General features: G+C 60.7%; 25 protein-coding genes and 1 pseudogene. 12 read left to right on the top strand and 14 right to left on the bottom strand.

Annotated features, from left to right (window positions below; translation table 11 throughout):
* Window positions 1-57: 57 nt before the first annotated feature.
* The 3 genes from rpoZ to ACXX9E_RS04790 form a co-directional block, all read right to left on the bottom strand.
* Complete coding sequence (rpoZ, locus tag ACXX9E_RS04800; RefSeq protein WP_123469860.1) at window positions 58-321, bottom strand: DNA-directed RNA polymerase subunit omega; 264 nt, start codon at window positions 319-321, stop codon at window positions 58-60.
* A gap of 168 nt (window positions 322-489) precedes the next feature.
* Entirely contained in the window at window positions 490-1,110 is a 621-nt protein-coding gene (gene gmk, locus ACXX9E_RS04795; RefSeq protein ID WP_123469858.1) for a guanylate kinase, read from the bottom strand.
* A 12-nt stretch (window positions 1,111-1,122) separates the two neighbouring features.
* Entirely contained in the window at window positions 1,123-1,986 is an 864-nt protein-coding gene (locus tag ACXX9E_RS04790; protein ID WP_123469856.1) for a YicC/YloC family endoribonuclease, read from the bottom strand.
* A gap of 270 nt (window positions 1,987-2,256) precedes the next feature.
* On the opposite strand from ACXX9E_RS04790, the gene rph reads away from it, so the two are divergent.
* Both rph and ACXX9E_RS04780 read left to right on the top strand, forming a co-directional pair.
* A complete protein-coding gene (rph, locus tag ACXX9E_RS04785) occupies window positions 2,257-2,979 on the top strand; it encodes a ribonuclease PH (RefSeq protein WP_123469854.1) in 723 nt (240 codons plus the stop codon).
* 29 nt (window positions 2,980-3,008) lie between these two features.
* Window positions 3,009-3,377, top strand: a complete 369-nt coding sequence (locus ACXX9E_RS04780) for a DUF4870 domain-containing protein (RefSeq protein ID WP_025112709.1) — start codon at window positions 3,009-3,011, stop codon at window positions 3,375-3,377.
* A 180-nt stretch (window positions 3,378-3,557) separates the two neighbouring features.
* Here ACXX9E_RS04780 and crc read toward each other — a convergent pair whose 3' ends face one another.
* On the bottom strand, window positions 3,558-4,337 hold the full coding sequence (crc, locus tag ACXX9E_RS04775; protein WP_007920349.1) for a catabolite repression control protein Crc: 780 nt from the start codon (window positions 4,335-4,337) through the stop codon (window positions 3,558-3,560).
* An 82-nt stretch (window positions 4,338-4,419) separates the two neighbouring features.
* Here crc and pyrE point away from each other — a divergent pair, with 82 nt between their 5' ends.
* Window positions 4,420-5,064, top strand: coding sequence for an orotate phosphoribosyltransferase (gene pyrE / locus ACXX9E_RS04770; protein WP_095057652.1), 645 nt, complete (start codon window positions 4,420-4,422; stop codon window positions 5,062-5,064).
* 175 nt (window positions 5,065-5,239) lie between these two features.
* Here the strand turns inward: pyrE and argB are convergent, their stop codons facing one another.
* The 4 genes and pseudogenes from argB to coaBC all read right to left on the bottom strand — a co-directional run bounded on the left by argB (window position 5,240) and on the right by coaBC (window position 9,437).
* Window positions 5,240-6,145: an acetylglutamate kinase gene (argB, locus tag ACXX9E_RS04765; RefSeq protein ID WP_003229488.1), complete on the bottom strand. Its 906-nt coding sequence runs from the start codon at window positions 6,143-6,145 to the stop codon at window positions 5,240-5,242.
* Window positions 6,146-6,162: 17 nt separating this feature from the next.
* Window positions 6,163-7,539, bottom strand: a pseudogene (locus ACXX9E_RS04760) (phosphomannomutase/phosphoglucomutase); the annotation flags it as partial.
* Between the two features lie 228 nt (window positions 7,540-7,767).
* Window positions 7,768-8,223 carry a dUTP diphosphatase gene (gene dut / locus ACXX9E_RS04755; protein ID WP_123469848.1) on the bottom strand — a complete coding sequence of 152 codons (456 nt, stop codon included), beginning with the start codon at window positions 8,221-8,223 and terminating at the stop codon, window positions 7,768-7,770.
* 5 nt (window positions 8,224-8,228) lie between these two features.
* Entirely contained in the window at window positions 8,229-9,437 is a 1,209-nt protein-coding gene (gene coaBC, locus ACXX9E_RS04750; protein WP_007920365.1) for a bifunctional phosphopantothenoylcysteine decarboxylase/phosphopantothenate--cysteine ligase CoaBC, read from the bottom strand.
* A 135-nt stretch (window positions 9,438-9,572) separates the two neighbouring features.
* Between coaBC and radC the strand changes: the two genes are divergently transcribed.
* Window positions 9,573-10,247 carry a RadC family protein gene (radC, locus tag ACXX9E_RS04745; protein ID WP_186743961.1) on the top strand — a complete coding sequence of 225 codons (675 nt, stop codon included), beginning with the start codon at window positions 9,573-9,575 and terminating at the stop codon, window positions 10,245-10,247.
* Window positions 10,248-10,396: 149 nt separating this feature from the next.
* On the opposite strand, the gene ACXX9E_RS04740 is transcribed toward radC, so the two are convergent.
* Entirely contained in the window at window positions 10,397-11,983 is a 1,587-nt protein-coding gene (locus ACXX9E_RS04740; protein ID WP_128615339.1) for an ABC transporter substrate-binding protein, read from the bottom strand.
* A gap of 447 nt (window positions 11,984-12,430) precedes the next feature.
* Between ACXX9E_RS04740 and rpmB the strand changes: the two genes are divergently transcribed.
* Together rpmB and rpmG are read left to right on the top strand one after the other, a co-directional pair.
* Window positions 12,431-12,664 carry a 50S ribosomal protein L28 gene (gene rpmB / locus ACXX9E_RS04735; RefSeq protein ID WP_007920377.1) on the top strand — a complete coding sequence of 78 codons (234 nt, stop codon included), beginning with the start codon at window positions 12,431-12,433 and terminating at the stop codon, window positions 12,662-12,664.
* Window positions 12,665-12,675: 11 nt separating this feature from the next.
* Window positions 12,676-12,831: a 50S ribosomal protein L33 gene (rpmG, locus tag ACXX9E_RS04730; protein ID WP_003177274.1), complete on the top strand. Its 156-nt coding sequence runs from the start codon at window positions 12,676-12,678 to the stop codon at window positions 12,829-12,831.
* 206 nt (window positions 12,832-13,037) lie between these two features.
* Here rpmG and ACXX9E_RS04725 read toward each other — a convergent pair whose 3' ends face one another.
* Window positions 13,038-13,400 carry a cupin domain-containing protein gene (locus tag ACXX9E_RS04725; RefSeq protein WP_336347552.1) on the bottom strand — a complete coding sequence of 121 codons (363 nt, stop codon included), beginning with the start codon at window positions 13,398-13,400 and terminating at the stop codon, window positions 13,038-13,040.
* 234 nt (window positions 13,401-13,634) lie between these two features.
* Here ACXX9E_RS04725 and ACXX9E_RS04720 point away from each other — a divergent pair, with 234 nt between their 5' ends.
* A complete protein-coding gene (locus ACXX9E_RS04720) occupies window positions 13,635-15,128 on the top strand; it encodes an aldehyde dehydrogenase (protein WP_008086799.1) in 1,494 nt (497 codons plus the stop codon).
* A gap of 244 nt (window positions 15,129-15,372) precedes the next feature.
* A complete protein-coding gene (locus tag ACXX9E_RS04715; RefSeq protein WP_123469840.1) occupies window positions 15,373-16,518 on the top strand; it encodes an MFS transporter in 1,146 nt (381 codons plus the stop codon).
* Between the two features lie 92 nt (window positions 16,519-16,610).
* On the opposite strand, the gene ACXX9E_RS04710 is transcribed toward ACXX9E_RS04715, so the two are convergent.
* Window positions 16,611-18,179, bottom strand: coding sequence for a phospholipase D family protein (locus ACXX9E_RS04710; RefSeq protein WP_458555089.1), 1,569 nt, complete (start codon window positions 18,177-18,179; stop codon window positions 16,611-16,613).
* Window positions 18,180-18,239: 60 nt separating this feature from the next.
* Window positions 18,240-19,661: an aminotransferase-like domain-containing protein gene (locus ACXX9E_RS04705; protein WP_458555088.1), complete on the bottom strand. Its 1,422-nt coding sequence runs from the start codon at window positions 19,659-19,661 to the stop codon at window positions 18,240-18,242.
* Window positions 19,662-19,841: 180 nt separating this feature from the next.
* Here ACXX9E_RS04705 and ACXX9E_RS04700 point away from each other — a divergent pair, with 180 nt between their 5' ends.
* The gene (locus ACXX9E_RS04700; RefSeq protein ID WP_123469834.1) at window positions 19,842-20,087 is read left to right on the top strand and encodes a DUF1127 domain-containing protein; all 246 of its coding nucleotides are present in this window, start codon (window positions 19,842-19,844) and stop codon (window positions 20,085-20,087) included.
* A 142-nt stretch (window positions 20,088-20,229) separates the two neighbouring features.
* Here ACXX9E_RS04700 and ACXX9E_RS04695 read toward each other — a convergent pair whose 3' ends face one another.
* A complete protein-coding gene (locus ACXX9E_RS04695) occupies window positions 20,230-21,540 on the bottom strand; it encodes an NAD(P)/FAD-dependent oxidoreductase (RefSeq protein ID WP_128615343.1) in 1,311 nt (436 codons plus the stop codon).
* 147 nt (window positions 21,541-21,687) lie between these two features.
* Here ACXX9E_RS04695 and ACXX9E_RS04690 point away from each other — a divergent pair, with 147 nt between their 5' ends.
* Window positions 21,688-22,041 carry a YkgJ family cysteine cluster protein gene (locus tag ACXX9E_RS04690; RefSeq protein WP_123470310.1) on the top strand — a complete coding sequence of 118 codons (354 nt, stop codon included), beginning with the start codon at window positions 21,688-21,690 and terminating at the stop codon, window positions 22,039-22,041.
* 146 nt (window positions 22,042-22,187) lie between these two features.
* Here ACXX9E_RS04690 and ACXX9E_RS04685 read toward each other — a convergent pair whose 3' ends face one another.
* Window positions 22,188-22,676, bottom strand: a complete 489-nt coding sequence (locus ACXX9E_RS04685) for an Lrp/AsnC ligand binding domain-containing protein (protein ID WP_003177284.1) — start codon at window positions 22,674-22,676, stop codon at window positions 22,188-22,190.
* 156 nt (window positions 22,677-22,832) lie between these two features.
* Here ACXX9E_RS04685 and dadA point away from each other — a divergent pair, with 156 nt between their 5' ends.
* Both dadA and ACXX9E_RS04675 read left to right on the top strand, forming a co-directional pair.
* A complete protein-coding gene (gene dadA, locus ACXX9E_RS04680; protein WP_123469830.1) occupies window positions 22,833-24,137 on the top strand; it encodes a D-amino acid dehydrogenase in 1,305 nt (434 codons plus the stop codon).
* Window positions 24,109-24,462, top strand: a complete 354-nt coding sequence (locus ACXX9E_RS04675) for a RidA family protein (RefSeq protein ID WP_123469828.1) — start codon at window positions 24,109-24,111, stop codon at window positions 24,460-24,462. Before dadA ends, ACXX9E_RS04675 begins: the two co-directional genes overlap by 29 nt.
* Window positions 24,463-24,467: the final 5 nt, after the last annotated feature.

Here is a 24,467-nt window from a genome sequence, read left to right as displayed (position 1 = left end):
GATGACTCCTGCCGTAGGCTGTGTTCCCGCGCCGTGCTACGTCGACCAGGCATAGGCTTAGACGGCCTCGTTGGACTCGTCCTCGAACGCGGCGAAGACCGGGTCTTCATGGACAATTTCCTGCTCGGCGATGAACTCGTAGCTCATCAGGCCTTCAGCGATTTCACGCAGGGCGACAACGGTCGGCTTGTCGTTTTCCCACTGGACCAGTGGCTCTTTGCCGCCGGTGGCCAGTTGACGGGCACGCTTGGTGGACAGCATGACCAGTTCAAAACGGTTTTCCACGTGGTTCAGGCAGTCTTCAACGGTTACGCGGGCCATGGTATTCCTCGGAGCGAATGCAATATGCGCGCTGCCCGGGTGGGCGAGCGGACTGAGCAGTTTAAAAAATCACCAGCGATTAGGGAAGCGCTGATTTTTTGACCAGACCCTTCAACGCGCTGCAAGCACCAATGTAAAGCCCTTGCAGCAGTTTTGGGAAGTGCTGTTTCAGCCCAGCAGTTCGGCCAGTAACTTGCCGAAACGCACCTGTTGGCGCTTCTGTTGCAGCTGATTGGCGCGGAAAATCGCTTTCAGGTCGTCCAGCGCGTGGGCGAAATCGTCGTTGATGATCAGGTAGTCGTACTCGACGTAATGGCTCATCTCGCTGACGGCTTCACGCATCCGGCCGTCGATGATCTCGTCGCTGTCCTGGCCACGATTGGTCAGGCGCTGGTGCAGGGCCTGCAGCGATGGCGGCAGAATGAAGATCGAGCGTGCCTGCGGCATCAGCTTGCGCACTTGCTCGGCGCCTTGCCAGTCGATTTCCAGGATCAGGTCGTGACCTTCGTCCAGTGTCTGCTGCAGGCGGCTTTGCGAGGTGCCGTAGAAGTTGCCGAAGACTTCGGCGCGCTCAAGGAAGTCGCCGTGTTCGCCCATCTTCACGAACTCTTCGCGGGTCACGAAGTGATAGTTCACGCCGTCCACTTCGCCCGGGCGCATGGCGCGGGTGGTGTGGGAGATCGACACGCGAATCTCCGGGTTGGCGTCGGTCAAAGCCTTGACCAGGCTGCTCTTGCCCGCGCCCGATGGCGCGGAAATGATGTACAGGGTGCCGGTGTTGTGGGTCATGTCGGGGTAGCCTTACTCAATATTCTGCACTTGTTCGCGCATCTGCTCGATCAACACCTTGAGGTTGACGGCGGCTTGGGTGCTGCGCGGGTCGAAGGCCTTGGAGCCCAGTGTGTTGGCTTCGCGGTTGAGTTCCTGCATCAGGAAGTCCAGGCGGCGTCCGGCCGCGCCGCCGGATTTGAGCACCCGGCGCACTTCGATGATGTGGGTGCTCAGGCGATCCAGTTCTTCGGCTACGTCGCTCTTTTGCGCGAGGATGACCATTTCCTGTTCCAGACGCTGCGGATCCAGTTCGGCCTTCATGTCGGCGAAGCGGTCGAGGACTTTCTGGCGCTGGGTGGCGAGCATCTGCGGTACCAGTTCACGCAGGGTCACGACGTCTTCTTCAATAGACGTCAGACGCTCATTGATCAGGCGTGCCAGCTCCGCGCCTTCGCGCTCGCGGCCGGCTTTCAGTTCTTTCAGGCCTTGATTGAACAGGCCCAGCGCCTCGGCATTCAGCGCCTGCGGATCGGTGGCGTCAGCTACCAGAACGCCCGGCCAGGCCAACACTTCCAGTGGATTCAGTGCGGCAGGGTTCTTGATCAGGCCGGCAACTGTCTCGGCGGCGGCGACCAGTTGCGCAGCGCGCTCGCGGTCGACTTGCAACGGCTTGCCGGTGCTTTCTTCGGTGAAGCGCAGGGTGCATTCCAGTTTGCCCCGCGACAGGCCCTGACGCAGCGCTTCACGCACGGCGCCTTCGAGGTCGCGAAACGACTCCGGCAGGCGCAGGTGTGGTTCCAGATAGCGGCTGTTGACCGAGCGCAGCTCCCAGCTCAGGGTGCCCTGGACGCCGGCTTTCTCGACGCGGGCGAAGGCGGTCATGCTGTGCACCATGGCGGTGACCTCGCAATGCAGATCGGCGCGAAACGTCAGTTCCGCAGGCTCGATATGAATGAATTAAAGCCGACTGGCAGCAAAGGCGCAGGATTGTAGCGCAGTGCGGCGAATGCGCCCAAACACACGGTGTGACAAAGGGCTGCAGGCCGTCGGTTATGCGTGTTCTAGCGCCTTCGGTCGTCACCCGGAATTTTTAACGAGTGCTCAGGTGCGGTGCAGCGCTCTATAATGCTCGGCAGTTTTCCGTCCCCAGTACAGGTATTCCCTATGAAACGTCCAAGTGGTCGCGCTGCCGATCAGCTCCGCTCGATCCGCATTACCCGCAACTACACCAAACACGCCGAGGGATCCGTACTGGTCGAATTCGGTGATACCAAGGTCATCTGCACCGTCAGCGTCGAAAACGGCGTGCCGCGTTTCCTCAAGGGCCAGGGCCAGGGCTGGCTGACTGCCGAATACGGCATGCTGCCGCGTGCGACCGGCGAGCGTAACCAGCGCGAAGCGAGCCGTGGCAAGCAGGGCGGTCGTACTCTGGAAATCCAGCGTCTGATCGGTCGTTCCCTGCGCGCTGCACTGGACATGTCCAAGCTGGGCGACGTCACCCTGTACGTCGATTGCGACGTGATTCAGGCTGACGGCGGCACCCGCACCGCTTCCATCACGGGTGCCATGGTTGCGCTGGTCGATGCACTGAAAGTGATCAAGAAGCGTGGCGGCCTGAAGGGCGGCGACCCGCTCAAGCAAATGATCGGCGCAGTGTCGGTCGGCATGTATCAGGGCGAGCCAGTGCTGGACCTGGACTATCTTGAAGATTCCGCTGCCGAGACCGACCTCAACGTCGTGATGACCAGCACCGGTGGCTTCATCGAGGTGCAGGGCACTGCCGAAGGTGCACCGTTCCAGCCTGAAGACCTGAACGCCATGCTGGAACTGGCCAAGAAAGGCATGAACGAAATCTTCGAACTGCAACAGGCGGCATTGGCCGACTGAGCAGGTTCGTAACCCGCAAGGAGGACGCGATGAGTGATGAGCAAGAGTTGCTGCCCAAACCGAGCCAGGAGGTTCGTCAATGGGCGATGTTTTGTCACTTGTCCGCCTTGCTGGGCATCTGGATTCCGTTCGGTAACCTGATCGGGCCGTTGATCCTGTGGCAGATGAAGCGCGAAACCGATCCGTTCATCGATGCCCAGGGCAAGGAAGCGCTGAACTTTCAGATCACCGTGGCGATTGCTGCAGCGATCTGTCTGCTGCTGATGGTGTTGATCATCGGCTTCTTCCTGCTGGGCCTGTTGGCCATTGGCGCACTGGTGCTGACGATCATTGCCGGGGTGAAGGCCAATGACGGGTTTCCGTATCGCTACCCGTTCACTTGGCGATTGATCAAGTAATAACCAATTGCGGTTTTTCCTGTGGGAGCGGGCTTGCTCGCGAAGGCGGTGGATCATTCAGCATGAGTGTTGGCTGACACCACGCCATCGCGAGCAGGCTCACTCTTACAGAAAGCAAAAACCAGCGCGCACAAAAAAGCCGACAGCGATGTCGGCTTTTTTGCATCCACGAATCGACGCTTAGATGGTCAGCGTCCAGTCGTAGTCGACGATCAGCGGCGCGTGCTGCGAGAACCGTGGCTGACGCGGCAGGCGTGCACTGCGTACAAAGCGGCGCAGGCCCGGAGTCAGGATCTGGTAGTCGAAGCGCCAGCCCAGATTGAGCATCTCGGCCTGCTCGTTGTCCGGCCACCAGCTGTACTGGTCGCCTTCGCGGCTGACTTCGCGCAGGGCATCGACATAACCCATGTTGCCGACAATCTCGTCCATCCAGGCCCGTTCCGGCGCCAGGAAACCCGGGGATTGCTGGCTGTCGCGCCAGTTCTTGATGTCGAGCTTCTGCTGCGCAACATACAGCGAGCCACAATAAATGTACTCGCGACGTTTGCGCCGCTGTTTGTCCAGGTACTTGCCGAAGTCGTCCATGAGCTTGAACTTCTGGTTCAAGTCCTCATCGCCGTTCATCCCCGAAGGAAGCAGCAAGGTGGCAATACTGACTTTGTCGAAATCTGCTTGCAGGTAGCGCCCGTAGCGGTCGGCCGTCTCGAAACCGAGACCGCTGATGACAGCCTTCGGTTGCAACCGCGAATACAAAGCCACGCCACCTTGGGCAGGGACTTCAGCATCGCAGGCATAAAGGAAGTAGCCATCCAGTTGGAAGGCTGGGTCATCCAGTTCAAAGGCGGAGGCACGGGTGTCCTGCAGGCAGATGACGTCGGCATTCTGTGCTTGCAGCCAACTGAGCAAACCACGCTCGACTGCAGCCTGAATACCATTGACGTTCACACTGATGATCCGCATAAATGGCCCCAAAAATCGCGTGCGTGTATGATACACGGCGTCAAGCTAATTAGCTAAATCCGTGGTATTTGGGGTTTTTTTCATGCAAGCGTATCAGCGCGATTTCATTCGTTTTGCCATCGATCGCGGCGTTTTGCGCTTCGGTGAGTTCACCCTGAAGTCCGGGCGCACCAGTCCTTACTTCTTCAACGCCGGCCTGTTCAACTCGGGTTCGGCCCTGGCGCAGCTGGGGCGTTTCTACGCGGCAGCCATTGCCGAAAGCGGCATTTCTTTCGATGTACTGTTCGGCCCGGCCTATAAAGGCATTCCGCTGGCAGCCACCACCGCTGTCGCGCTGGCAGAGCACCACAACCGTGATCTGCCTTGGTGCTTCAACCGCAAGGAAGCCAAGGCCCACGGCGAAGGTGGCAGCCTGGTCGGCGCGCCGCTGACCGGCGATGTGCTGATCATCGACGACGTAATCACTGCCGGCACCGCGATCCGCGAAGTGATGCAGATCATCGCCTCCCAGGACGGCGCCAAGGCCGCCGGCGTGCTGATTGCCCTCAATCGTCAGGAGCGTGGCAACGGTGAGTTGTCGGCCATTCAGGAAGTCGAGCGCGATTTCGGTATCCCGGTGATCAGCATTGTTTCGCTGAATCAGGTGCTGGAGTTCCTCGCTGACGATCCGCAACTCAAGCAGCATCTGCCAGCCGTGGAAGCCTATCGCGCCCAGTTCGGCGTCTGACCGACTGGTGCAATACCTGTGGGAGCGAGCTTGCTCGCGAATGCGGTGATTCAGCTTGCATCAATGTTGAATGTGCCGCTGTCTTCGCGAGCAAGCTCGCTCCCACAAAGTTTGCGATGATAAAAAAGACCCCGCTCAGCCAGGCTGAGCGGGGTCTTTTGGTTTGTACGCCGGCTTACGGACGCTTGCGATTGCTGATCAGCGTGCCCACACCGGTGTCGGTGAAGATTTCCAGCAGGATCGCGTTCGGTACGCGACCGTCGATGATCAGCGAGCTGCCGACACCGCCCTGAACCGCTTCCAGCGCGCAACGGATCTTCGGCAGCATGCCGCCGTAGATCGTGCCGTCGGCGATCAGGTCGTCGACCTGCTGGGTGCTCAGGCCGGTCAGGACGGTGCCCGACTTGTCCATCAGGCCGGCGATGTTGGTCAGCAGCATCAGTTTCTCGGCTTTCAGCGCCTCGGCAACTTTACCGGCCACCAAGTCGGCGTTGATGTTGTACGACTCGCCGTTCTCACCCACGCCGATTGGCGCGATCACCGGGATGAAATTGCCTTTGACCAGCAGGTTCAGCAATTCGGTGTTGATCCCGACGACTTCGCCTACCTGGCCGATGTCGATGATTTCCGGCTGGGTCATCTCCGGGGTCTGACGGGTGACCGTCAGTTTCTTCGCACGAATCAGCCCGGCGTCTTTGCCGGTCAGGCCTATGGCGCTGCCGCCGTGACGGTTGATCAGGTTGACGATGCTTTTGTTGACCTGGCCGCCGAGGACCATTTCCACCACGTCCATGGTCGCGGCGTCGGTGACGCGCATGCCGTCGACGAAGTGGCTTTCGATCGACAGGCGCTTGAGCAGATCACCGATCTGCGGGCCGCCGCCGTGAACCACGACCGGGTTGATGCCCACGGCCTTCATCAAGACGATGTCGCGGGCGAAGCCGGTTTTCAGCTCCTCGCTTTCCATCGCGTTGCCGCCGTATTTGATCACCAGGGTCTTGCCGACATAACGTCGGATGTAAGGCAACGCTTCGGACAGGACCTGGGCGGTGTGGGCGGCGGCTTCGCGTTCGAGGGTCATTCAGGGCTCCGGGTGAATCAGAACGGTAGTTGGAGATCAGGTGCAACGCGTTTCAGTTGGGCGTGGAACACATCCTTGATGCGCTGCAATTCAGCCTCGTCATCGGCCTCGAAGCGCAGCACCAGCACCGGTGTGGTGTTGGACGCGCGCACCAGGCCCCAGCCTTTGGCGTAATCGACTCGCACGCCGTCGATGGTGGTCAGGTCAGCGCCTGCGCCCCATTGTGCGTCGTGCAGTGCATCAATGATGCTGAATTTGCTCTCTTCGGTCACATGGATATTGATTTCCGGCGTAGAAATATCATTCGGGAAGGTCGCAAACAGCTCCTCCGCGGTGGATTTTTCCTTGCTGAGGATCTCCAGCAGCCGCGCGGCGCTATAGATACCGTCGTCGAAACCGAACCAGCGTTCCTTGAAGAAGATGTGCCCGCTCATCTCACCGGCCAATAGAGCACCGGATTGTTTCATTTTCTTTTTGATCAACGAATGACCCGTCTTCCACATTAGCGGACGACCACCGTACTCCTTGATCAGCGGCACCAGGCGGCGGGTGCATTTGACGTCGAAGATGATTTCCGCGTCCGGGTTGCGCGCCACCACGTCGCGGGCGAACAGCATCAGCAGGCGGTCCGGGTAGACGATGCTGCCGGTGTTGGTCACCACACCGACACGGTCACCGTCGCCATCGAAGGCGAGGCCGATATCGGCGTTGGTTTCCTTGACCTTGGCGATCAGGTCGACGAGGTTTTCAGGCTTGCCCGGGTCCGGGTGGTGGTTGGGGAAGTTGCCGTCGACTTCGCAGAACAGCGGGATGACTTCGCAGTTCAGCGCTTCGATCAGTTGCGGGGCGATCACCCCGGCTGCGCCGTTGCCGCAGTCGACCACGACTTTCATGCGTCGGGCCAGTTTGATGTCCTGGACGATTTCGGTGGTGTAGCGGTCGAGGATTTCGACCCGCGTGACGCTGCCCTGGCCGCTGGTCAGGTCATTGCTCTTGATGCGCTCGTGCAGCACCTGGATCTGCTCGTTGGCGAGGGTGTCGCCGGCGATCACGATCTTGAAGCCGTTGTAGTTCGACGGGTTGTGGCTGCCGGTGAGCATCACTCCGGACTTGCCGGCCAGCACGTTGGCCGCGTAATACAGCGCTGGCGTCGGCACCAGGCCGACATCGCTGACGTGGCAGCCGCTCTCGGCGATACCGCGGATCAGCTCGGCCACCAGTTCCGGGCCGGACAGGCGGCCATCGCGGCCGACCGACACGTTCGGTTCGCCCTGGGCCAGGCTCTGCGAGCCGATGGCGCGGCCGATCCAGTAAGCGGTTTCGGCATTGAGGAATTCCGGCACGGTGCCGCGAATGTCATAGGCGCGGAAAATGCTGTCGGGCAGCTTCGGGGCAATCTTGGCTGGGGTGCTCATCTGCACAAATGCTCCATCTCGAAAGTGGCGGGACAGACCGACGATTCAATCGGCGGCAGGCTCAAACTGAAGGGTATGACGGCGTTTTCCACAGAGAGTTCGTGGTGTGAAAGAGCCATGACGCCTCAGCTGGCGTGGCTTGTGGCCGACAAAACCCTGGTTTTCGGTGCTAAAACCTGCTGCAAAAGTTGCGCAAATTTTGTGGCGTTACTTGGTGCCGGTATGGCCGAAACCGCCCGCGCCGCGCTCGGTTTCGACGAACTCTTCCACCATTTCGAAGTGCGCCTGGACCACCGGCACCAGCACCAGTTGCGCCAGACGTTCGCCAACGGTCATGGTGAAATCGCTCTGGCCACGGTTCCAGCAGGACACCATCAGCGGGCCCTGGTAATCCGAGTCGATCAGGCCGACGAGGTTGCCCAGCACGATGCCGTGCTTATGGCCCATCCCCGAGCGCGGCAGGATCAGCGCGGCGAGGTTCGGGTCGCCGATGTAAACCGACAGACCGGTAGGGATCAGCACGGTTTCACCCGGCTTGATCACGATGTCCTCTTGCAGCATGGCGCGCAGGTCGAGGCCGGCGGAGCCCGGGGTGGCGTATTGCGGCAGCGGGAATTCAGTACCGATGCGTGGGTCGAGGATCTTGGCTTGCAAAGCGTGCATGTAAATTAAACCTGGTTCAGACGTTCGGCGATAAAAGTGACCAGTTGGCGAGCGATCTTGCTCTTGCTGGTCTGGGCGAAAACCGTGGCGTGCAGCGCACGGTCAATTACGCTGCAGGCGTTTTCTTCGCTGTTGAAACCGATGCTCGGATTGGCCACGTCGTTGGCGACGATCAAATCGAGATTCTTGTCCTTGAGCTTGCGTGCAGCGTAGTCGAGCAGGTGTTCTGTCTCGGCGGCGAAGCCGACACTGAACGGACGATCGGGACGGGTCGCAATGGTGGCGAGGATGTCGGGGTTGCGCACCATTTGCAGGACGAAGCCGTCGCCGCTTGTAGGGTCTTTCTTAAGTTTTTGCGGGGCAACGACTTCCGGACGGTAGTCCGCGACCGCTGCCGAGGCGATGAACACGTCGCAAGGGATGGCCGACTCACACGCGGCGAGCATGTCGCGGGCACTGACCACGTCGATACGCGTCACGCGATCCGGCGTTGGCAGGTGCACCGGGCCGCTGATCAGGGTCACGCGGGCGCCGGCTTCCACTGCCGCTTCGGCGAGGGCAAAACCCATTTTTCCGGAGCTGTGGTTGGTGATGTAGCGCACCGGGTCGATGTTTTCCTGGGTCGGGCCGGCAGTGATCACGACGTGCTTGCCGGTCAGTGCCTGGCGCTGGAAGCAGTCTGCCGCGCACTGCGCCAGATCGGTGGCTTCCATCATCCGGCCCATGCCGACGTCGCCGCAGGCCTGGCTGCCCGAGGCCGGGCCGAAGGTCTTCAGGCCGCGGCTTTCGAGGAGTTGCAGGTTGGCCTGGGTCGCCGGGTCGCGCCACATCGCCTGATTCATTGCTGGCGCGACTGCCACAACGGCGTCGGTGGCCAGCACCAATGTGGTCAGCAAATCGTTGGCGATGCCTTGGGCCAGGCGGGCGATCAGGTCGGCGGTGGCCGGGGCGATCAGCACCAGATCGGCCCACTTGGCCAGCTCGATGTGGCCCATCGCGGCTTCTGCGGCCGGGTCGAGCAAATCGAGGTGAACCGGGTGCCCGGACAAGGCCTGCATGGTCAGCGGGGTGATGAACTCAGCGCCGCCATGGGTCATGACCACGCGCACTTCGGCGCCCTGGTCGATCAGGCGGCGAACCAGATCGGCGCTCTTGTAGGCAGCAATGCCGCCGCCGACGCCCAGAACGATGCGTTTCCGATACAGCCGCTGCATAGGTCTGCCTTTCATTTCGTGGGTGACATACGTGGCGAAACCCCCTCCCCAGGGTGAATTCGCCCGCAAAAAAGATGGGCTACGATATCACAGCGACCGCTACGGAACAGCGGCGCCCACAGACAAGGAATGTGTATGAGTATTCGCGATTGGCCTGCGGCGGAACGGCCGCGGGAGAAGCTGCTTGAACAGGGATCGGGAAGCCTTTCCGATGCTGAATTGCTGGCGATTTTTCTACGTACCGGGGTGTCCGGTAAAAGTGCGGTGGATCTGGCTCGACACCTTTTGAGCCAATTCGGCAGCCTGCGGGTTTTGCTCGAAGCCGATCTTGCGACGTTCAGCGAGCAATTGGGCCTGGGGCCGGCAAAGTTCGCCCAGCTGCAAGCGGTGCTGGAGATGGGGCGCCGACACCTGGCTGAGCGAATGCGCAAGAAACCGGCGCTGGAGAGTCCTCAGGTGGTCCGCGATTACCTCAAATCCATGCTGCGGCATGAGCCGCACGAGGTGTTTGGATGCCTGTTTCTCGACTCCAAGCATCAAGTGCTGACCTTCGAGGCGCTGTTTCGTGGCTCGATCGACAACACCAGTGTGCACCCTCGGGAGGTTGTGAAGCGCGCGTTGGCCAATAACGCGGCGGCGGTGATCCTCTGTCACAACCACCCGTCGGGGAACAGCGATCCGAGTCAGTCGGATCGACTGCTGACCAAGCGTTTGCAGAAGGCTCTGGAATTGATTGATGTGCGAGTGCTGGATCACTTCATCGTGGGCGAAGGCGAGCCACTGTCCATGGCGGAGTGCGGCTGGATGTAACTCTCGGGAACGATGCAAATCCGTGTGGGAGCGAGCTTGCTCGCGAAGGCGTCGTGTCAGTCAGCATCACGTTTACTGACAGACCGCTTTCGCGAGCAAGCTCGCTCCCACAGGTTTGATTGCATCCACAGGGTTTCGTGTCGGGCAGGTTATTTGAGGTTGACCTTGGAGTAGTCCTGCCGGCCAAACGGGCTGACCGAATAACCTTGCACATCCTTGCGCGTCAGCGCGAAAGCGGTCGGATGCGCCAGTGGCAACCACAGCGCCTGTTGCTGAATCTGCGTCTGCGCCTGCTCATACAGCTTGGTGCGCACGCCTTGCTCGCTGGTGGTCTTGCCGGCGCTGATCAGCTTGTCCAGATCGGCGTTGCAGTAGCGCGCGAAGTTGGTGCCCGATTTGACCGCCGCGCAGGAAAACTGCGGCGTGAGGAAGTTGTCCGGATCGCCGTTATCGCCGGCCCAGCCCATGAACAGCAGGTCATGCTCGCCCGCCTTGGCGCGGCGAATCAGTTCGCCCCACTCGATCACGCGGATTTCCGCTTGAATGCCGATCTCGGCCAGGTCCGATTGCAACAGCTGGGCGCCGAGGCTCGGGTTCGGATTGAGCAGACTGCCCGACGGACGCGTCCAGATCGTGGTCTGGAATCCGTCCTTCAAACCGGCCTTGGCCAGCAGTGCCTTGGCTTTTGCCACATCGTGTGGATAGCCCGGCAGGTTCTTCGCGTAGCTCCAGGTATTCGGCGGGTAAGGGCCGTTGGCGGGTTCGGCGGTGTCTTCGAACACGGCTTTGATGTAGTTGGCCTTATCGAACGCAAGGTTGATTGCCTGGCGCACTTCCGGCTTGTCCAGCGGCGGGTGCTGGCTGTTGATGCCGACGAAAGCGGTCATGAACGCGTCAGTCTTTTCCACTTTCAAGGTCGGCTCTTTCAGCGCGGCCTGTACGTCCAGTGGCTTTGGTGACAGGGCGATCTGACACTCGTTACGCCGCAGCTTTTGCAGGCGCACATTGGCATCCGGCGTGATCGCGAAGATCAGCGGATCCACCGCAGGCTTGCCGCCGAAGTAATCCGGGTTGGCCTTGTAGCGGATCGACGCATCTTTCTGAAACCGGGTGAACACGAACGGACCGGTGCCGATTGGCTGGCTGTTGAGCTTGTCCGTGGCGTTGGCCTTGAGCAGCTTGTCGGCGTATTCGGCGGAATAGATCGAGGCGAAACCCATGCTCAGGGTGGCGAGGAAGGTCGAATCCGGGTGGTCGAGGGTGAAGCGCACGGTCAGCGGATCCAGTGCGTCGATTTTCTTGATCAGCGCCGGCAACTGCATCGACTGCGCATGCGGGAAGCCGCTTTGCGCGACCTTGTGCCATGGATTGGCCGGATCGAGCATGCGGTCGAAGCTGAATTTGACGTCTTCGGCGGTCAGCTCGCGGGTCGGTTTGAAGTATTCGGTCGTATGAAACTTCACCTGTGGACGCAGTTTGAAGACATACGACAGCCCGTCGGTGCTGACTTCCCAGCTGTCGGCCAGGCTCGGGACCACTTTGCCGCTGGCGGTATCGAAGTCCACCAGGCGGTTCATCAGCACATCGGCCGAGGCGTTGGTGGTGGTCAGCGAGTTGTATTGCACCACGTCGAACCCTTCCGGGCTGGCCTCGGTACAGACGCTCAGGGCAGCGGCCTGGGCCAGAGGGCTCAGCAGGAGCGGGGCGAGCAACAGGGGTAGGGCAGCGAGGCGCATGGTCGGTTTCCTTTTACAGATCGAAGGCCCATCTGCAAGTGCAGTCTGGAAAAGGCCTACCCTAGAGGTCGCGATTGCAAATGACTATCCCCTTTTTGCATTTTTGGGGCAGGGCTTATGCAATTTCGACTGTCTGCTGGTGCATGCAAAGGCGTGATACCCTTCGCGGCCGGTTTTCTGCGACGAGCGGTAAAAGGCGACGGCGGCCTTTGTGTAAAGCGCTCGCAGCCCGAATTTGCGCCTTTTTGCTGATTGATTGCACACCGATTGTTGTTGCTCCCCGGTCTTTCTGGTATAAAGCAGCGCTCTTTTCTAGGGGCCCGGTTCCTTCACTGTAGGTGTAGCCGGTAAGACCTCTAAAGAAACGCGGCGCCTGGCGCCAAATGACTGAGAGATTAAGCGGCCAACCCATGCCGGGTTGGGCATGTGGTTTTAGAGGGCTGAGGCATGTCTAGAGTATGTCAAGTTACCGGTAAGGGTCCGGTAACCGGGAATAACATTTCCCACGCAAACAACAAAACCCGTCGTCGTTTCCTGCCGAACCTGCAGCATCACCGCTTCTGGGTTGAAGAAGAGAAACGTTTTGTGCGTCTGCGCGTATCTGCCAAAGGCATGCGTATCATCGACAAGCGTGGCATCACTGTCGTGCTCGCCGAACTTCGCCGCGATGGCAAGATTTAAGGGAGCTAATCATGCGTGAATTGATTCGTTTGATCTCGAGCGCCGGTACTGGTCACTTCTACACTACCGACAAGAACAAGCGTACTACCCCGGACAAAATCGAGATCAAGAAATATGATCCGGTTGTTCGCAAGCACGTGATCTACAAGGAAGGCAAAATCAAGTAATTGATTTTTCCCGACTTACAAAAAAGGCCCGTATCTCACGATACGGGCCTTTTTTGTTGCCTCGGGTTTCTGTGGTTTCTGGCCTGGCCTCATCGCTGGCAAGCCAGCTCCCACAGTGATCGCTGGTGTTCACAAAATTTGTGTTCACCGCAAAACCTGTGGGAGCTGGCTTGCCAGCGATAGGGCCGGATCAGTCAGCGACAATCTCAAGCCTTCTGTTCAAAGATCACATAGATCTTGCGGCAAGCCTCAAGCACTTCCCAGGTTCCACGAAACCCTGCCGGAATCACGAAGCGATCGCCCACGCGCAAGGTCTTGGCATTGCCATCGCTGTCTCGCAGCACCGAAACCCCCTGGAGGATTTCGCAATATTCATGCTCGGTGTAATTCACCGTCCACTGACCGACCGCACCTTCCCACACACCGACATTCATTTGCCCGCAAGGGCTGTCGTATTGATTGAACACCGCTTGCTCGGGATCGCCCTTGAGCACTTTGGCCGGGTCCGGACGATAGCGTTCGGCGGCGCTGGTGGTCAGGCTGATGTCGACGACGTTCTGGATGTTCATTGTTGTTTTCTCCCGTGATGACGGCGCGGTGGTTGGAAAGGGCCAAAGTCTATGTTTATTAAATTGAACACCGCAAGGCCGTATAGCCGGCGTATGTCAAATATATTGAAACAACCCCGGCCGCTGGTTTAGGGTGGCGGGTGCCTTGGGCCGAAAAGCAGGCTGGCCGGGCAGCATTCCTGAAGACGACCGCGAAGACCGCGGCGCTCTATTCAACAAGAGGAGGACACTCGAATGACCACCCTGACTCGTGCCGACTGGGAACAACGCGCCCGCGACCTGAAAATCGAAGGCCGCGCCTACCTCAATGGTGAATACACCGACGCCGTCTCCGGCGAGACTTTCGAGTGCATCAGTCCGGTCGATGGCCGTCTGCTGGGCAAGATCGCCAGCTGTGACGCCGCTGACGCTCAGCGCGCCGTGGAAAATGCCCGCGCCACCTTCAATTCCGGTGTCTGGTCGCGCCTGGCGCCGACCAAACGCAAAGCTACCATGATTCGTTTCGCCGGCCTGCTCAAACAGCACGCCGAAGAACTGGCCCTGCTTGAAACCCTCGACATGGGCAAGCCGATCAGTGATTCGCTGTACATCGACGTGCCGGGTGCTGCGCAGGCGCTGAGCTGGAGCGGTGAGGCGATCGACAAGATCTACGACGAAGTCGCCGCCACGCCGCATGACCAACTGGGTCTGGTGACCCGCGAGCCGGTGGGCGTGGTCGGCGCCATCGTGCCGTGGAACTTCCCGCTGATGATGGCCTGCTGGAAGCTGGGGCCGGCGCTGTCCACCGGTAACTCGGTGATCCTCAAGCCGTCGGAAAAATCCCCGCTGACCGCCATCCGTATCGCTGCGCTCGCGGTAGAAGCCGGCATTCCGAAAGGCGTGCTCAACGTGCTGCCGGGTTACGGCCACACCGTCGGCAAGGCGCTGGCGCTGCACAATGACGTCGACACCCTGGTGTTCACCGGTTCGACCAAGATCGCCAAGCAACTGATGATCTACTCCGGCGAGTCGAACATGAAGCGCGTGTGGCTGGAAGCTGGTGGCAAGAGCCCGAACATCGTGTTTGCCGACGCACCGGACCTGCAAGCCGCTGCCGAATCCGCCGCCAGCGCCATCGCCTTCAACCAGGGCGAAGTCTGCACCGCCGGTTCGCGTCTGCTGGTCGAGCGTTCGATCAAGGATAAATTCCTGCCGATGGTGATCGAGGCGCTGAAAGCCTGGAAACCGGGCAATCCACTGGACCCGGCGACCAACGTCGGGGCGCTGGTCGACACCCAGCAGATGAACACCGTGCTGTCGTACATCGAGTCCGGCCACACCGACGGCGCCAAACTGGTGGCCGGCGGCAAGCGCATTCTTCAGGAAACCGGTGGCACCTACGTCGAGCCGACGATTTTCGACGGCGTGAGCAACGCGATGAAGATCGCCCAGGAAGAAATCTTCGGCCCGGTGCTGTCGGTCATTGCGTTCGACACCGCCGAAGAAGCGATTCAGATCGCCAACGACACGCCGTATGGCCTGGCCGCTGCGGTGTGGACCCAGGACATCTCCAAGGCCCATCTGACCGCCAAGGCCCTGCGTGCCGGCAGTGTGTGGGTCAACCAGTACGACGGCGGCGACATGACTGCGCCGTTCGGCGGCTTCAAGCAATCGGGTAACGGTCGTGACAAGTCGCTGCATGCATTCGACAAGTACACCGAGCTGAAAGCGACGTGGATCAAGCTGTAAGCCTTTAGCGGGAGCCTGGCTCGTTCAGGCTTCCGAACTACAGAGATCCCCCTGTGGGAGCAAGCTTTTGTGGTGAGGGGATTCATCCCCGATCGGCTGCGAAGCAGTCGCAAAACCAGTGCATGCAAGGGTGCAGGTTTTGAGGTCGCTGCGCGACCTGTCGGGGATGAATCCCCTCGCCACAGGGTTTGCTCCCACATTGGTTTTGTGGTGCACATAAAAATAATCCACAGGAGCGTGGACCATGCGTTGGGCGACGTATTTCGCCGTGTTGGCGTCTGTCTTGAGTGTCGGCCTGGCCCTGGGGGTCAGCATGCCGCTAGTGTCGTTGCGCCTGGAGGGCTGGGGCTATGGCTCCTTCGCCATCGGCGTGATGGCGGCAATGCCGGCGATCGGCGTGTTGCTGGGGGCGAAGATTTCCAGTCATCTGGCGGCACGTTTCGGCACGGCGAACCTGATGCGTCTGTGCCTGTGGGCTGGAGCACTGTCAATCGGCTTGCTGGCGTTGCTCCCGAGTTATCCAGTGTGGCTGGTGCTGCGCCTGATGATCGGGGTGATCCTGACCATCGTGTTCATCCTCGGCGAGAGCTGGATCAATCAACTGGTCGTCGAAAACTGGCGTGGTCGCCTCGTCGCTCTGTATGGCAGCAGCTATGCGCTGAGCCAACTGTCTGGTCCGTTGTTGCTGGGCGCGCTCGGCACTGAACACGATTATGGGTTCTGGGTCGGTGTCGGGCTGCTGACGGTTTCGCCTTTTCTGTTGATGGGCCGCAGCGGTGCGCCGAGCAGCGAAGCCAGCAGTGTGACCTTCGGCGACCTGTGGGGTTTTGCCCGCGAGTTGCCGGCGATTGCCTGGGCAGTCTCGTTGTTCGCCGCGTTCGAGGCGATGATCCTGACGCTGCTGCCGGTGTATTGCCTGCAACAAGGCTTCAGCGCGGAGATCGCGCTGGCAATGGTCAGCACGGTGGTGGTCGGCGACGCGCTGTTGCAACTGCCGATTGGCGCGCTGGCAGACTATCTGTCGCGGCGCACATTGTTCACCGGCTGCGCAGTGGTCCTGATGCTGTCGAGCCTGGCGATCCCCATGCTGATCGACACGCTGTTGATCTGGCCATTGTGGGTGCTGTTCGGTGCCAGCGCCGGTGGGTTGTTCACTTTGTCACTGATCCTGATCGGCGAGCGTTATCGCGACGATGCGCTGGTGCGGGCCAATGCGCACATTGCGCAGCTGTGGGGTGTCGGTTGTCTGATCGGGCCGTTGATGGCGGGGGCGGGCAGTCAGTGGATCAGCGGGCATGCGTTGCCGTTGTTGATGGCGGCGGGGGCGTTTGGGCTGGTGATTCTGCTGATGCGCCAAGGTGCGTTTGGCACCGTGTCTGAACCTGCCTGACTTGATTCCGATCCGAGTAATGAAAGTGTGGTGCGACGGTTCGCTAAATCCCCTCGCCACAAAAGCCCGTCACAGCATTGACCTGTGTTTGTTTACAGCATCCGTTCAAGACCAATCGTGGTGCTGAACCATGCATTGAAGCGCCGCCACCAGCTCCCCGGTTCCTCGGTCAGCGTGTGCAGCTCGCCGTTGTCCTCGGTCACCCAGACGAGCTTGCCATCCTGCAGTTTCGCCTGATAACTCAGCGCTGGCGCCATGCCTTGCAAGGCCAGTTCGCGCACGTGCTCGGCCAGTTCCGGGCTGTCCACCAGCACGCCGACTTCAGTGTTCCATAGCACCGAACGCGGATCGAAGTTGAACGAGCCGATAAACGCTTTGCGCCGGTCGAAAATCATCGCCTTGCTGTGCAGGCTGGAATCCGAACCCCGAAACGACTTGCTGTAGAACAGGTGAGGGCCGCTGCCATAGTTATCCCCAGGCTGGCGACGCAGTTCATACAGTTTCACCCCGTGTTCCAGCAGCGCCTTGCGGTACGGCGCGTAACCGCCGTGCACCGCCGGCACGTCGGTGGCTTCCAGCGCATTGGTCAGCAGGCTCACCGCGACCCCGGCGTCGGCGCGTCCGGTCAGGTACACCAGGCCCGGCTGGCCGGGCACGAAGTACGCCGAAATCATGATCAGCTCTTTGTTGACGCCTCTCAGCTCCGGCGCCAGTTGCGTGGTCAGCAGCAGTTGCGGGTCCGGCTCGTTCTTGGCCAGCACCTTGCTCGGTGCGTCCCACAAAGCCTGGTTCCAGGCCCAGATTAATTCCTTGCGCCAGATGTCCATGCGCGGTGCGGTCTTGAACGTCATCAGCTGTTGGTACAGCGCGTGATTCTGTTTGCGGGTTTCATCCAGTGACTCTTCCAGGCGCGTGCGGGTGTTCTGCAAGTCCTTGGCGGTCGGTTTGCTGGAGAGGAATTCGTCGATCGGCTTGCTCAGCGCGCTGTTCCAGTACTGATCGAAACTGTGCCCGAGCTGCTCGGCCACCGGGCCGACGCTGAGCATGTCGATGTCGGTGAAATTCAGGTTCGGCTCGGCGTCGAAATACTCGTCGCCCAGGTTGCGCCCGCCGACGATGGCCACGCTGTTGTCCGCCAGCCACAGCTTGTTGTGCATGCGCCGGTGTTGCAGCGACAGGTTGAACAGGCGCCCGGCGGCGCGGGTGACGCCGGTGCTGCGGCCCAGGTGCAATGGGTTGAACAGGCGGATCTGGATCTGTGGATGCGCCGCGAGGGTGGCGATGAGCGTGTCGAGACCGTCGCTGGTGGTGTCGTCGAGCAGGATGCGCACGCGCACGCCACGGTCGGCGGCCTTGAGCAGTTCTTCCACGAGCATCCGCGTGCTGACGCCGTCATGGACGATGTAGTACTGCAAGTCGAGGCTGGTTTGTGCCTGGCGAATCAGCTCGGCGCGGGCGGTGAAGGCCTCAGTGCTGTTGGACAGCAGGCGAAACCCGGAGCGCCCCTGATAGGGCGCGGCCTGGGCCTGGATCGAGCGGCCGAAACTGGAGTTCGACGCCGGCAAGGCCTGGCTCGGTTCACGCGGCACATCGAGGCTGGCGCAACCGCTTAGAAGCGAGGCGAGCATCAGCAAAGCGAGTAGGGGCTGTCTGAAGCTCACGTAGGTTCATTCCGGTCGGCAGCAAAGGTCGGCATATGGACGCTGATCACTCGAAAAAAGTCAGTCGGCTTCGGCCAGTAATTTGCTGGCGGCGGCGCCGACCTTGCGCACCGCCTCTTCGATCTGCGGTGTCGGTTTGGCAGCGTAGTTCATCCGCAGGCAATTGCGGTATTTGCCCGAGGCGGAAAAGATGCTGCCGACGGCAATCTGTACGCCCTGGTCGTGCAGCGCCCGATTCAGTTTCAGCGTATCGAAACCTTCCGGCAGTTCGACCCACAACATGAAGCTGCCCTGTGGACGGCTGGCGCGGGTGCCGACAGGAAAGTAGCGGGTCACCCAGTCGATCATGACGTCGCGATTACGCTGGTATTGTGAGCGCATCCGCCGTAAATGCGGTTCGAAGTACCCGGATTTGAGAAATTCGGCAATCGCGATCTGCGGCTGCGGTGCAGTGGAGCCGGTGCTGATGTATTTCATGTGCAGCACCCGTTCCAGATAGCGGCCCGGCGCGACCCAGCCGATGCGCAATCCCGGCGCCAAGGTCTTGGAAAACGAACTGCACAGCAACACGCGGCCGTCCTCGTCGAAGGACTTGATCGTGCGTGGACGCGGGTAGGTATAGGCCAGTTCGCCGTACACATCGTCCTCGATGATCGCCACGTCGAAGCGCTGCGCGAGGTTGAGCAGCGCGCGTTTGCGCGACTCCGGCATGATGTAGCCCAGTGGGTTATTGCAGTTGGGCGTGATCTGGATGACCTTGATCGGCCATTGCTCCAGCGCCAGTTCCAGTGCTTCGAGGCTGATGCCGGTCAGCGGATCGGTGGGGATTTCCAGGGCTTTCATGCCCAGGCCCTTGAGCGTCTGCATGGCGCCGTGAAAGCTCGGCGAATCCACCGCGACGATGTCGCCGGGCTCGCAGATCGCGTGGATGCTGGTGGACAGCGCTTCGTGGCAACCGGTGGTGATGACCAGGTCGCTGGCGCTTAACTGGCAACCGGAATCGAGCACCAGCCGGGCGATCTGTTCGCGCAGTTCGAGGGTGCCGTGGATGTTGTCGTAATACAGACCGGGCATGTCCTGGCGCCGACTGATTCGCGCCAGTCCGCGCAACAGCGGTTTCATGGTGGGCGTGGTCACATCGGGCATGCCGCGCCCCAGTTGCACGACGTCCTTGCGGGGCACCGCACGAATCAGCTCCAGCACCTGATCCCACTGCGAAATCTCCACCGGCCGCTGCGCCGGACGGCCGACCGCCGGCAGCTCCGGCAGCTCGCGTCCGACCGGTACAAAGTAGCCGGACTTGGGCTTCGGCGACGCCAGACCACTGTCTTCGAGCATGCGATAAGCCTGCTGCACCGTGCTGAGACTGACGCCATGTTCTACGCTCAAGGCGCGCACCGACGGCAATCGGTCACCCGGACGGTAGAAACCTTGTTCGATGCGCGTGCCGAGCAGCTCGGCGAGATTCACATAAAGCGTCATGGCAGGTGCCTCGATGCAGGAGTTTCGTTAAACCAGTACAGATGCGGCGAAAATCGACAATTCAGTGGCAGAAACGGCAAATCTGTATGGAGTTAATACAGATCGGTTGAATCTGTAATGCTTTTGCCGGCCCGCGCATCATGGAATCTCTGGCGACCCAAGTAAACAGGAGCGACAAAAATGAACGGCTTGAGCGATGTGCGGCTGACGTTACACAGTCAGGAACTGGTGACAGGGCAGGAGGACGGTGCATGGAATACGGCCCTGCGCAACGCGCCTTCCGGCCTCAGTCGCTGGGGCCTGTTCTGGCATCGTCTGCACACGCGCAAGGCGTTGCTGGCGCTTACACCCGAGCAGCTCAAGGATGTCGGGCTGACCCGGGAGCAGGCGCAGGAGGAGGGGTTGAAGCCGTTCTGGCGGATCTGAGATCTGTATTGTTCTTTCGGGCCTCATCGCTGGCAAGCCAGCTCCCACAGTATTTTTGGTGTTCACAATATTTGTATTCGCCGCAAAAACCTGTGGGAGCTGGCTTGCCAGCGATGGCGGCTTCAAGGGCGCAGCAAAAACCTCAGACCAGCTCTTTGAGCCGATGCCACAACATCCCCAGCGCCAGCAACGGCGAGCGCAAATGCTTGCCGCCCGGGAAGGTGATGTGCGGCACCTTGGCAAACAGATCGAACCCGCCACTGTGCTGGCCGCTGATTGCCTCGGCCAGCAGCTTGCCGGCCAGGTGCGTGGCATTCACCCCGTGCCCGGAATACGCCTGAGCGTAATACACGTTCGGCTGATCATTGAGCCGGCCAATCTGCGGCAAGCGGTTGGCGCCGATGCCGATCATTCCGCCCCACTGATAGTCGATCTTCACCCCGGCCAGTTGCGGAAAGACGTCGAGCATCTTCGGCCGCATGTACGCGCCGATGTCCTTCGGATCGCGTCCTGAGTAATGGCAGGCACCGCCGAACAGCAGGCGCCGATCCGCCGAGAGCCGGTAGTAATCCAGCGCCACCCGCTGGTCGCAGACCGCCATGTTTTGCGGTAGCAGGGCGTGCGCCTGTGCCTCGCTCAACGGTTCGGTGGCGATGATGTAGCTGCCGGCGGGCAGGACTTTGCCACTGAGTTGTGGATTGAGGTCATTCAGATAAGCGTTGCAGCCCAGCACCAATGTCTTGGCGCGCACCGAGCCTTGCGCCGTGTGTACCTTCACTTCGAGGCCGTAGTCGATGCGAGTGACGGCCGACTGTTCAAACAGTTTGACCCCCAGTTGTTGCGCGGCAGCGGCTTCGCCCAGCGCCAGGTTCAGCGGGTGCAAATGTCCCGAACCCATGTCGATCAAGCCGCCGACATAACGCTTGGAGCCGACCACGGTGTGCATCTGGTCGGCTTGCAGCAAGCGGGTTTCGTAGCGATAACCGAGGCCGCGCAGTTCATCGGCATCTTCGGCAAAGCCTTCGAGGTCGGCAGGTTTGTTGGCGAGGTCGCAGTAGCCCCAGGTCAGGTCGCACTGGATCTGGAAACGCTCGACGCGCTGGCGAACGATTTCCACCGCTTCCAGGCCCATGAGTTTCATCTGGCGTACGCCGTCGGCACCGATGACGTTGGTGAACTGATCGAGGCCGTGGCCGACCCCGCGAATCAGCTGCCCGCCGTTACGGCCGCTGGCACCCCAGCCGATCCGGTGCGCTTCCAGCAACACCACGCTGAGGCCGCGTTCGGCCAGTTCCAGCGCGGTGTTCAGCCCCGAGAAGCCGCCGCCGACCACGCAGACGTCCGCTACCACCTCACCTTGCAACTGCGGATGATCAGGCTGTGGCAGGCTGCTGGCGGCGTAATAAGAGGCAACGTGTGGTTGGCTCGCGGTGATGTGGGCGCGGGCGATCATGGGCGTCATCCAACGGCTGAGTGTCGAGAAAATTTGACGGAGGATAAGCCGCACGCCCGAAATTGGGCAACATTGGTCGGCCTGCGGTGTCTGGATCAGGGCTTTTGCGGCACAATCGTCGCCTATTTCCCGTCGGTCACCGCTTCGATGAGCTGCAACAGCCAGAAAATCCGTACCCTGCGTCAGCAGATCCCTTCGTTCGACTGTGTGCCGGGCTGCCATGACTGTTGCGGGCCGGTGACCACCTCGCCGGAAGAAATGGCCCGCCTGCCGCGCAAGACCCGCGCCGAGCAGGATGCGGCGCTGGAAGCACTGAACTGCGTACACCTGGGGCCGAATGGCTGCACGGTGTATGAAGAGCGGCCACTGATCTGCCGGTTGTTCGGCACCACCAAAACGCTGCCGTGCCCGAACGGGCGAGGGCCGGTGGAGCTGATTCATCCGCGGGTTGAAAAGCAGATCTTCGAGTACATGGCTTCGAATCGGCAGGTGCTGGTCTAACGGGGTGGCACTCGGAACCGATTCGGCGCCATCGCTGGCAAGCCAGCTCCCACAGGTTCGGCGGCGAGCGGGGGATTTTGTGAACACCCGCACTCATTGTGGGAGCTGGCTTGCCAGCGATAGGGCCGGGCCAGCCCCAATACACCTCAATCCGGAATCGGCAGGCTCAGGCTCTCTTTCACCTCTTCCATCACGATGTAGCTCTTCGATTCGCGCACATGCGGCAGCTTCAACAGAATGTCGCCGAGCAACTTGCGGTAAGACGCCATCTCGGAAATCCGCGCCTTTACCAGATAGTCGAAATCCCCTGACACCAGGTGACATTCCAGCACATGCGGCAATTTCAGCACCGCGCGTCGGAACTCTTCGAAAGTGTCGCCGGATTTGTAATCGAGGCTGATCTCGACGAACACCAGCAGGCTACCCTTCAAATGCTGCGGATTCAGCCGGGCGTTGTAGCCCATGATGATCCCTTCACGCTCCAGACGTCGCACCCGCTCCGTACACGGCGTGGTGGACAGACCGACCTTCTCCCCGAGTTCGGTAAACGATATCCGCCCGTCCGCCTGCAGGATCCGCAAGATGTTGCGGTCGATCTTGTCCAGCTCACGTTTGGTCTGAGTGTTGGTACGCATAGGGGATGCGCCTCCGTGAAAAGGGTTTTTGCCGAGAATTGTCGCCAAATATAGGCGCTTATACAGTGAAAAGCACTGGCCAATCTTTTTTACACTGCGCGCATCATTGCTCTAACAACAGACGTACGCGGCCCTGCCGCGATGAGGGATACAAAAATGCGCGTAATGGTCTTGGGTAGCGGCGTCATCGGTACCGCCAGTGCTTACTATCTGGCCCGTGCCGGGTTTGAAGTGGTGGTGGTCGACCGGCAGCCAGCCGTCGCCATGGAGACCAGTTTCGCCAACGCCGGCCAGGTGTCGCCGGGTTACGCCTCGCCGTGGGCCGCACCGGGCGTGCCGCTCAAGGCGATCAAGTGGTTGCTGCAACGCCACGCCCCTCTCGCGATCAAGGCCACCGCTGACATTGACCAGTACCTGTGGATGGCGCAGATGCTGCGCAACTGCACCGCTAGCCGTTACGCGGTGAACAAGGAGCGCATGGTGCGTCTGTCCGAGTACAGCCGCGACTGCCTCGACGAACTGCGTGCGGAAACCGGTATCGCCTATGAAGGCCGCAGCCTCGGCACTACGCAACTGTTCCGCACCCAGGCGCAGCTCGATGGCGCCGCCAAAGACATCGCCGTGCTGAAAGAGTCCGGCGTGCCGTTTGAAGTCCTCGACCGCGCCGGCATTGCCCGCGTCGAACCGGCCCTGGCCAATGTCACCGACATCCTCGCCGGCGCCCTGCGTCTGCCGAACGACCAGACCGGCGACTGCCAGATGTTCACCACCCGCCTTGCCGAAATGGCGGTGAAACTGGGTGTGGAATTCCGCTTTGGCCAGGACATCCAGAAGCTCGACTACGCCGGTGACCGCATCAACGGCGTGTGGATCGACGGCAAGCTGGAAACCGCCGACCGCTACGTGCTGGCCCTCGGCAGCTACTCGCCGCAACTGCTCAAGCCGCTGGGCATCAAGGCCCCGGTGTATCCGCTCAAGGGTTACTCGCTGACCGTGCCGATCACCAACCCGGACATGGCTCCAACCTCGACCATTCTCGACGAGACCTACAAGGTCGCGATCACCCGTTTCGACAACCGCATCCGCGTGGGCGGCATGGCCGAGATCGCCGGTTTTGACCTGTCGCTGAACCCGCGTCGGCGCGAAACCCTGGAGATGATCGTCAACGACCTTTATCCTCAGGGCGGCAATCTGGCCGAGGCGAGCTTCTGGACCGGCCTGCGTCCGACCACCCCGGACGGCACGCCGATCGTTGGCGCCACACCGTTCAAGAACCTGTTCCTCAACACCGGTCACGGCACCCTGGGTTGGACCATGGCGTGCGGTTCCGGTCGTTTGCTGGCCGATCTGATGGCGAAGAAAAAGCCGCAGATCAGCGCCGAAGGCCTCGATATTTCCCGTTACGGCAACAAGCCTCAGGAGTCCGCAAAACATGGCAATCCAGCGCCAGCTCACCAATGAGCGCATGAGTCAGATCGTCACCCACAACGGCATCGTGTATCTGGCCGGACAGGTCGGCGATGACTTCAACGCCGGGGTCGAACAGCAGACCCGCGACGTGCTCGCCAATATCGAGCGTTTGCTGGATCTGGCCGGGACTGACAAGCAGCATCTGCTGTCGGCGACGATCTACCTCAACGACATCGAGGCGCACTTTGCCGGGATGAACTCGGTGTGGGACCAGTGGCTGCCCAAAGGCGCCGCGCCAGCCCGCGCCACCGTCGAAGCGAAGATGGCCAAACCGAGCATCCTGGTGGAGATTTCCATCGTCGCCGCGTTGCCGTAACCGTT

Source organism: Pseudomonas sp. GNP014 (genome assembly GCF_054344005.1).
This window is presented reverse-complemented; position numbering and strand designations above follow the sequence as displayed.

Excerpts from the sequence above, each read along its gene's own strand:
- rpoZ (WP_123469860.1), bottom strand. The coding sequence starts at position 321 with ATGGCCCGCGTAACCGTTGAAGACTGCCTGAACCACGTGGAAAACCGT.
- gmk (WP_123469858.1), bottom strand. The coding sequence starts at position 1,110 with ATGACCCACAACACCGGCACCCTGTACATCATTTCCGCGCCATCGGGC.
- ACXX9E_RS04790 (WP_123469856.1), bottom strand. The coding sequence starts at position 1,986 with ATGGTGCACAGCATGACCGCCTTCGCCCGCGTCGAGAAAGCCGGCGTC.
- rph (WP_123469854.1), top strand. The coding sequence starts at position 2,257 with ATGAAACGTCCAAGTGGTCGCGCTGCCGATCAGCTCCGCTCGATCCGC.
- ACXX9E_RS04780 (WP_025112709.1), top strand. The coding sequence starts at position 3,009 with ATGAGTGATGAGCAAGAGTTGCTGCCCAAACCGAGCCAGGAGGTTCGT.
- crc (WP_007920349.1), bottom strand. The coding sequence starts at position 4,337 with ATGCGGATCATCAGTGTGAACGTCAATGGTATTCAGGCTGCAGTCGAG.
- pyrE (WP_095057652.1), top strand. The coding sequence starts at position 4,420 with ATGCAAGCGTATCAGCGCGATTTCATTCGTTTTGCCATCGATCGCGGC.
- argB (WP_003229488.1), bottom strand. The coding sequence starts at position 6,145 with ATGACCCTCGAACGCGAAGCCGCCGCCCACACCGCCCAGGTCCTGTCC.
- dut (WP_123469848.1), bottom strand. The coding sequence starts at position 8,223 with ATGCACGCTTTGCAAGCCAAGATCCTCGACCCACGCATCGGTACTGAA.
- coaBC (WP_007920365.1), bottom strand. The coding sequence starts at position 9,437 with ATGCAGCGGCTGTATCGGAAACGCATCGTTCTGGGCGTCGGCGGCGGC.
- radC (WP_186743961.1), top strand. The coding sequence starts at position 9,573 with ATGAGTATTCGCGATTGGCCTGCGGCGGAACGGCCGCGGGAGAAGCTG.
- ACXX9E_RS04740 (WP_128615339.1), bottom strand. The coding sequence starts at position 11,983 with ATGCGCCTCGCTGCCCTACCCCTGTTGCTCGCCCCGCTCCTGCTGAGC.
- rpmB (WP_007920377.1), top strand. The coding sequence starts at position 12,431 with ATGTCTAGAGTATGTCAAGTTACCGGTAAGGGTCCGGTAACCGGGAAT.
- rpmG (WP_003177274.1), top strand. The coding sequence starts at position 12,676 with ATGCGTGAATTGATTCGTTTGATCTCGAGCGCCGGTACTGGTCACTTC.
- ACXX9E_RS04725 (WP_336347552.1), bottom strand. The coding sequence starts at position 13,400 with ATGAACATCCAGAACGTCGTCGACATCAGCCTGACCACCAGCGCCGCC.
- ACXX9E_RS04720 (WP_008086799.1), top strand. The coding sequence starts at position 13,635 with ATGACCACCCTGACTCGTGCCGACTGGGAACAACGCGCCCGCGACCTG.
- ACXX9E_RS04715 (WP_123469840.1), top strand. The coding sequence starts at position 15,373 with ATGCGTTGGGCGACGTATTTCGCCGTGTTGGCGTCTGTCTTGAGTGTC.
- ACXX9E_RS04705 (WP_458555088.1), bottom strand. The coding sequence starts at position 19,661 with ATGACGCTTTATGTGAATCTCGCCGAGCTGCTCGGCACGCGCATCGAA.
- ACXX9E_RS04700 (WP_123469834.1), top strand. The coding sequence starts at position 19,842 with ATGAACGGCTTGAGCGATGTGCGGCTGACGTTACACAGTCAGGAACTG.
- ACXX9E_RS04695 (WP_128615343.1), bottom strand. The coding sequence starts at position 21,540 with ATGATCGCCCGCGCCCACATCACCGCGAGCCAACCACACGTTGCCTCT.
- ACXX9E_RS04690 (WP_123470310.1), top strand. The coding sequence starts at position 21,688 with ATGAGCTGCAACAGCCAGAAAATCCGTACCCTGCGTCAGCAGATCCCT.
- ACXX9E_RS04685 (WP_003177284.1), bottom strand. The coding sequence starts at position 22,676 with ATGCGTACCAACACTCAGACCAAACGTGAGCTGGACAAGATCGACCGC.
- dadA (WP_123469830.1), top strand. The coding sequence starts at position 22,833 with ATGCGCGTAATGGTCTTGGGTAGCGGCGTCATCGGTACCGCCAGTGCT.
- ACXX9E_RS04675 (WP_123469828.1), top strand. The coding sequence starts at position 24,109 with ATGGCAATCCAGCGCCAGCTCACCAATGAGCGCATGAGTCAGATCGTC.